Raw genomic sequence first — 6,455 nt, forward strand, 5'->3', positions numbered from 1 at the left:
TTACTATATAAATATGAATCTTGCACCGGAGAAATTGTAAGCATTACTATGCCGACTCTTTTTTATCTTATTTTAAAATGGAATACCGGACATGTTAATTAACCGCAATATTGTGGCGTTATTTGCGTTGCCTTTTATGGCAAGCGCAACTGCTTCTGAATTATCCATTGGTGCCGGTGCGGCTTATAATGAATCGCCTTATCGCGGTTATAATGAAAATACAAAGGCAATTCCCCTGATTAGTTATGAAGGTGATTCTTTTTATGTTCGTCAGACCACGTTAGGTTTTATTCTGTCGCAAAGTGAAAAAAATGAACTTAGCCTGACCGCATCCTGGATGCCGCTGGAATTTGACCCTGCCGATAATGACGATCATGCCATGCAACAACTTGATAAGCGTGATAGTACGGCTATGGCGGGGGTTGCCTGGTATCACCACGAGCGTTGGGGAACCGTGAAAGCCTCTGCAGCTGCGGACGTTCTGGATAACAGCAACGGCTGGGTGGGGGAGCTATCGGTTTTCCACAAAATGCAGATAGGTCGCCTGTCGCTGACACCTGCGCTGGGCGTTCTCTATTATGACGAGAATTTCAGTGACTATTACTATGGCATTTCAGAGAGTGAGTCCCGTCGTAGCGGTCTGGCAAGTTATTCCGCGCAGGATGCCTGGGTGCCCTATGTCAGCCTGACGGCAAAATACCCGATAGGAGAGCACGTAGTATTGATGGCGAGCGCCGGATACAGCGAGCTGCCGGAAGAGATTACCGACAGCCCGATGATTGATCGTAATGAGAGTTTTACCTTTGTCACCGGCGTGAGCTGGCGTTTTTAATTCACCGGTGGATGTCGGTGCGGCTGGTGCTCCGTCGTAATGCCACAAAGGTTGTTGCTCTGGATTGCTCTGTTCATACCGGGAACCTGGCGTCTGAATCAGGATCTTATGGCTGAACAATCCCTTGCCTTCAAATGTCGTAAATGGCGCATCGGCGGGCAGCAACAGGTTATGCAGTGACTCGACGTTGTCGGCCTGCTCCATGCAATACGGTTTAATGAGGTTGGCTATTTCCGGCAGATTTTTCGCAAGCACACCGGTTTAACGCCAGCAGCGTGGAAGCGGCGTTACAGCAAGGAACATATCAATTCGTAGTGCCGGGGCGATGAAGCCCCGGCGTGAGGGATTACTGCCCGTAATAGGCATTGTCTCCATGCTTACGCAGGTAGTGTTTATCCAGCAGTTCGTTTTGCATCGCAGGGAGCTGCGGCGCAAGCTGGCGCGAGAACAGGCCCATATAGGCACACTCTTCCAGCACCACGGCGTTATGCACCGCATCGGCGGCATTTTTTCCCCAGGCGAACGGGCCGTGAGAATGTACCAGTACCGCCGGGATTTGTGCCGGACTCCTGCCGCGTTCTTCGAAAGTTTCAATGATCACTTCGCCGGTCTGGTATTCATACTCGCCGTTGATCTCCTCTGCGGTCATCAGGCGTGTGCAGGGGATGGCACCATAGAAGTAATCAGCGTGCGTGGTGCCCCAGGCGGGGAGATCCAGCCCGGCCTGTGACCAGATGGTGGCGTGGCGCGAGTGGGTATGCACAATGCCACCAATTTCGGCATAGCGACGGTAAAGTGCCAGATGCGTTGGCGTATCGGACGAGGGCTTTTTGCTACCTTCCACCGCCTTACCGCTGGCTATCTCAACCACCACCATATCGTCGGCGGTCATCACGTCGTATTCGACGCCGGAAGGTTTGATTACCATCCATTGCCGCGTGTCGTCTACCGCGCTGACATTGCCCCAGGTGAACGTCACCAGATGGTGAGCGGGAAGCGCCAGATTTGCCGCCAGCACGTCGGCTTTCAGTTGCTCTAACATATAAAACCTGCCTCCTGCATACGCGCTTCAATCCAGCGCCGCGCCTGAATAATCTCCAGCACCGGCTCTTTGGCTTTTTCGGTCCACATCTCAATCAAGAAAGAACCGCGATAGTTCAGTTGATGCAGCGTTTTGAAGATGCCAACGAAATCGACGCAGCCTTCGCCAAACGGCACATCACGGAACTGTCCGGGACTTTGCTCGGTCACTGGCTGGGTGTCTTTCAGGTGGATCGCGGCGATACGGTCAATGCCCAGTTTCAGTTCGGCGGGAACATCATTGCCCCAGGCGCTGAGGTTGCCGACGTCCGGGTAGACGGTGAACCACGGCGAGGCGAGCATCTCGTCCCATTTTTTCCATTTGCTGATGGAGTTCATAAACGCGGTATCCATAATCTCCACCGCCAGCATTACTTGTGATGCCGCCGCCTGTTCGACTGCCCACGCCAGCCCTTCAGCAAAACGTTGTTGGGTGCCTTCGTCGTGGTCTTCGTAATAGACGTCATAACCTGCCAGCTGGATGGTGCGAATTCCGAGATCGCGCGCCAGGCGAATCGCTTTACTCATGATTTCCCGCGCCCGTTCGCGCACTGCCTCGTCCCGGCTGCCAAAGGGAAAACGACGATGGGCAGACAGGCACATTGACGGAATGGCAACACCCGTTTCGATCATCGCAGTGACCAGCGAAGCACGTTGTGCGGCGCTCCAGTCAAGACGTGAGAGCCGTTCGTCGGTTTCATCCACCGACATTTCGACAAAATCAAAGCCGCAGCTTTTTGCCAGCACCAGCCGCTCCGGCCAGGAGAGATCTTTCGCCAGCGCTTTTTCATAAATCCCTAACGGATGATTACGCACGCTTGCCTCCCCAGATAGCGTCGATTTGCGCATGGAAATCGGCAGCCACCTGTGCCGGATTTGCTGCGCCTGCCAGCGCCCGTCCGGCAATAAACGCTTTCACGCGAATATCTTTAAACAGCGGCAGGTCAGCAGGGGTAATCCCGCCGGTAATGGAAAGTTCAAGACCGATATCAGAAAGCGCCTTCATGCGTGCCAGATCGGCCTCGCCCCACTGTTGCCCGCTGGCCTGTGCATCACGACCACGATGATAAATGGCCTGCCGCACGCCAATACGATGCCAGTCGCGGGCGTCGTCCAGCGTCCAGTTACCGAACAGCTCTATCTGAATTTCACCACCGCAGCGTTGCGCCACCGCGTGGCCTTTTTCCACCGTCGCGAGCGGTGCGGCGCAGATGATGGTCATCCAGTTAGCACCTGCGGTAAATGCTTGTTGAGCGAGTGTTTCACCGGCATCGGCGACCTTCCAGTCAGCGACGATGATTTTGTCCGGGCACTGTTCGCGCAAGGCTTTTACCGCGCCAAGCCCTTCGTTTAAACAGAGAATGGTGCCCGCTTCGACGATATCGACGCTGTCTTTTAACAGCGTCACGTCGCGCTGTGCGTCTTCAAGTGATGAGTGGTCGAGGGCCAGTTGCAGAAGTGGTCGGCTCATAATGTGTGCTCCTTGATGCGGGCGTGAAAGCCCTGAAGTGCGGCAATGAGATGCTGATAGCGTTGGTATTTTTGTTGGTAAAGCTGATGGGCGGTCATATCCGGCAGCAGGGTGCGTACCGGGTGCTGTAAATCACGTTGGGCTTCGCTGAAATCGCGATAAACTCCGGTGCCGACGCGGGCGGCAAGTGCTGCACCAAAGCAGCCGGTTTCTTCCACCTGCGGCAGCTCGATACGCAGACCGCTGACGTCCGCCAGCATTTGCATCCAGACATCGGAATGCGCCGGGCCGCCAGTGACGCGCAGGGTGTGCACATCAGTAAAACGTTCGCGCATCCGGTTGAGATGGGTCATATGGCTGAACACCACGCCTTCATAGATGGCCTGCAACAGGTGCGCGCGGGTATGAATGGCCTGCATCCCGTAGAAACCGCTGGTCATCTCGAGTCCGGCGTTGCTGCCGTACAGGAATGGCAGGAAAAAGAGATCGCCCCCGGCCTTCGGCAAGCTGGCAACGGCCTGGTTAATCTCATCAAACGAGATTTCTCCCCACTGTGCGGTAAACCATTCGAGGTTGCCGGAAGAGGTGGGGCTGGCTTCGTGAACGATAAATTCACCATCGTTAACGTAGCGACCATAGACATACGGATGCGCTTCACCGTCACGTAAACCGCGGGTTATGCCGCTGGTCACCGCCCAGGTACCCATCACCGCATTAAGGGTAAATTCGTCTTCGATCCCGGTGCAGAGTGCGGTGGAAACCACATCAAACAGGCCGCCGACTACGGGCGTACCCGCTTTCAGACCGGTCAGTGCGGCTGTCTGAGCGGTGATTTCCCCGCAGATTTCGGCAGAACCGACAACAGGCGGCAGGGCGTGATTGATTTCAGCGATCCCCAACCAGTCGGTGAGGCACGGGTCATATTCCCCAAGACTCATGTTGTAGAGATTGGACTCGGAAATATTGCTCTCTTCACAGCCTTTGACGCCAGTTAAACACCAGCGCAGGTAGTCGTGCGTCATCATCACGCAGCCAATTTGCGCGTAGCGTTCCGGTTCGTGCTCTTTCAGCCAGCGTAACAGCGACACTGGATGCCCGGTCCACAAGGTTTGTCGGGTCAGCGGGTAGAGTTTTTCCGGGATGCCATCTTCCTGCCAGCGACGAACGATTTCCATCGCCCGGCGGTCCGAGGACAAAATGGCGTTACCGAGCGGCTTGTTGTTTTTATCCAGCAAAAACAAGCCTTTTCCTTGTGCGGAGATACCGATACCCACTATTTGCTCCCCGCTAACGCCGGAATGGGTAAGCAGGGCGCGAATGACAGCCATGCAGCATTGCCACAGTTCTGCCATATCGCGCTCTGCCCAACCTGGCTGCGGGCTTAATGCGCACAGCGGCAGGCGCTGCACGCCTGCCTCCCGGCCTTCGCGGTCATACAGCCCGGCTTTCAGCCAGCTACCGCCACAATCTAACCCCAGCCAGTATTGCGTCATGGTTTATTGCACCTCATCCACGGCTTTCAGCAGATCAGCTCCCTGCGGCACATCTTTAACAAACATGTCGCGAACCTGATTCCCCAGCGCGTCGCTAAAGGCTTTGCGGTCGAGATCGGTGATGACTTCCACGCCCGCTTCTTTCATGCCGTCGATGATTTTTTGCTGATCTTCGGCAACCAGTTTGCGCTGGTAGTTACCCGCTTCCTGCGCAGATGAAATTAGCGCTTGCTGGAACTCCGGGCTTAAGCCATCAAACTTCGCTTTGTTGATCACCACCAGAAGCGGGGAATAGGCGTGGTGCGTCAGAGAAAGGTACTTCTGCACTTCGAAAAATTTTGCTGACCAGACGACGTTGATCGGGTGTTCTTGAGCGTCGATAGTGCGGGTTTCCAGCCCGGTATAGACTTCGGCAAACGGCATCGGGATCGGGTTAGCGCCAAAGACTTTGAATGCGGCGATATTCATCGGGCTATTGTTGGTGCGAATTTTCAGCCCTTTCAGGTCGGCGGGGGTTTTAACCGGTGCGCGCGAGTTGGTGACATCGCGCCAGCCGTTTTCCCAGTAGGCCAGTACTTTTAGTCCTTTACCTTCAAGTGAGGCTTTCAGATCATCACCGACTTTGCCATCGAGCGTTTTATGCGCGTGAGCGGTATCGCGGAACAGGAAAGGGACATCAAGCAAGTTCATCACTGGTGATAACCCGGCAAAGTTATTCGAGCCGGACATTTCCATATCGATGGTGCCGCCACGTACGCCGCTGATCATCGCCTGCGCGTTACCGAGGGTGCTATCCGGAAACAATTTTAATTTCAGCTCGCCTTTGGTTCTCTCCTGCAATAAATCATTGAATTTTTTCGCCGCAATATGTTGCGAGTCGGTTTGTGAGGTTTCATAACCGAAACGTAAAGATTGCGCCGCCAGAGAAGATGTGCCGAATGCAGCCAGGCCAGCAATGAATAATGCGTAGGTTACAGAGCGTAATTTCATAATATTTTCCTTTTAATTAATCCATTTCAAAGGGAGGATGATGAGATCGGGAATAAAAACAAATACGACTAATAATGAATATAAAACCAGGACGTAAGGGAAAACGCCTCTGACTGCATCATCGAATTTGAGTTTTGCCACCCCTGAAATAACGTTAAGTACATTACCGATAGGCGGTGTAATTAAGCCGATTGAGCAGTTAATGATAAACATGACACCGAAATAAATCGGATCGATTCCTGCCTCTTTAACTAAAGGCATTAATACCGGGGTAAGAATTAATACCGTCGGCGTTAAATCCATGACCATGCCGACAATCAGGATAGCCACCATAATGACGATAAACAGCAGACGCGGTGAATCGACCAACGGTTGCAGTAAATCAGAAACCATCATCGGCAGTTCAGCAATGGTAATCAGCCAGGCGGAAACTTGTGCCGAGGCCACCAGAAACATAACCACTGAGGTGGTTTTCGCCGCGCCAATGAGTACATGCCAAAGTGTGGCGAAGGTCATTTCACGGTAAATAACTGTGGCGACAAACAGCGCATAGAAAGCAGCAACGGCCCCGGCTTCGGTAGGGGTAAAC

At 53.6% G+C, this 6,455-nt stretch carries 7 protein-coding genes and 2 pseudogenes; 2 read left to right on the forward strand and 7 right to left on the reverse strand.

Annotated elements, in window-relative coordinates; all coding sequences use genetic code 11:
• Positions 1-91: 91 nt before the first annotated feature.
• Positions 92-832, forward strand: coding sequence for a MipA/OmpV family protein (locus tag E0D98_RS20510; RefSeq protein WP_000906799.1), 741 nt, complete (start codon positions 92-94; stop codon positions 830-832).
• Here the strand turns inward: E0D98_RS20510 and E0D98_RS28030 are convergent.
• Positions 779-1,042, reverse strand: a pseudogene (locus tag E0D98_RS28030) (hypothetical protein); the annotation flags it as partial. The gene E0D98_RS20510 and the pseudogene E0D98_RS28030 overlap by 54 nt on opposite strands.
• Before the next feature lie 3 nt (positions 1,043-1,045).
• Between E0D98_RS28030 and E0D98_RS27565 the strand changes: the two are divergent.
• A pseudogene (locus tag E0D98_RS27565) lies at positions 1,046-1,147 on the forward strand (AraC family transcriptional regulator); the annotation flags it as partial.
• Between the two features lie 31 nt (positions 1,148-1,178).
• Here the strand turns inward: E0D98_RS27565 and araD are convergent.
• From araD to E0D98_RS20545, 6 genes are all read right to left on the reverse strand, one after another.
• Positions 1,179-1,874: an L-ribulose-5-phosphate 4-epimerase gene (araD, locus tag E0D98_RS20520; RefSeq protein ID WP_000893117.1), complete on the reverse strand. Its 696-nt coding sequence runs from the start codon at positions 1,872-1,874 to the stop codon at positions 1,179-1,181.
• Complete coding sequence (locus E0D98_RS20525) at positions 1,868-2,728, reverse strand: L-ribulose-5-phosphate 3-epimerase (protein ID WP_001326164.1); 861 nt, start codon at positions 2,726-2,728, stop codon at positions 1,868-1,870. The genes araD and E0D98_RS20525 overlap by 7 nt, the downstream gene beginning before the upstream one ends.
• A complete protein-coding gene (ulaD, locus tag E0D98_RS20530) occupies positions 2,721-3,383 on the reverse strand; it encodes a 3-keto-L-gulonate-6-phosphate decarboxylase UlaD (RefSeq protein WP_000089516.1) in 663 nt (220 codons plus the stop codon). Before ulaD ends, E0D98_RS20525 begins: the two co-directional genes overlap by 8 nt.
• Positions 3,380-4,876: an L-xylulokinase gene (gene lyxK, locus E0D98_RS20535; RefSeq protein ID WP_131890896.1), complete on the reverse strand. Its 1,497-nt coding sequence runs from the start codon at positions 4,874-4,876 to the stop codon at positions 3,380-3,382. Before lyxK ends, ulaD begins: the two co-directional genes overlap by 4 nt.
• Positions 4,877-4,879: 3 nt before the next feature.
• Positions 4,880-5,866 carry a 2,3-diketo-L-gulonate TRAP transporter substrate-binding protein YiaO gene (gene yiaO / locus E0D98_RS20540; protein WP_000776883.1) on the reverse strand — a complete coding sequence of 329 codons (987 nt, stop codon included), beginning with the start codon at positions 5,864-5,866 and terminating at the stop codon, positions 4,880-4,882.
• A 12-nt stretch (positions 5,867-5,878) separates the two neighbouring features.
• Positions 5,879-6,455, reverse strand: a 577-nt coding sequence (locus E0D98_RS20545; protein WP_131890899.1) for an SLC13 family permease, incomplete at its 5' end; no start/stop codon positions are given.

It is taken from the genome of Escherichia sp. KCJ4928, assembly GCF_004352695.1.
Taxonomy (GTDB): Bacteria; Pseudomonadota; Gammaproteobacteria; order Enterobacterales; family Enterobacteriaceae; genus ECMA0423.

What these genes read in the sequence shown, in the direction of transcription:
- E0D98_RS20510 (WP_000906799.1), top strand. Translation starts at nt 92, where the DNA reads ATGTTAATTAACCGCAATATTGTGGCGTTATTTGCGTTGCCTTTTATG.
- araD (WP_000893117.1), bottom strand. Translation starts at nt 1,874, where the DNA reads ATGTTAGAGCAACTGAAAGCCGACGTGCTGGCGGCAAATCTGGCGCTT.
- ulaD (WP_000089516.1), bottom strand. Translation starts at nt 3,383, where the DNA reads ATGAGCCGACCACTTCTGCAACTGGCCCTCGACCACTCATCACTTGAA.
- lyxK (WP_131890896.1), bottom strand. Translation starts at nt 4,876, where the DNA reads ATGACGCAATACTGGCTGGGGTTAGATTGTGGCGGTAGCTGGCTGAAA.
- yiaO (WP_000776883.1), bottom strand. Translation starts at nt 5,866, where the DNA reads ATGAAATTACGCTCTGTAACCTACGCATTATTCATTGCTGGCCTGGCT.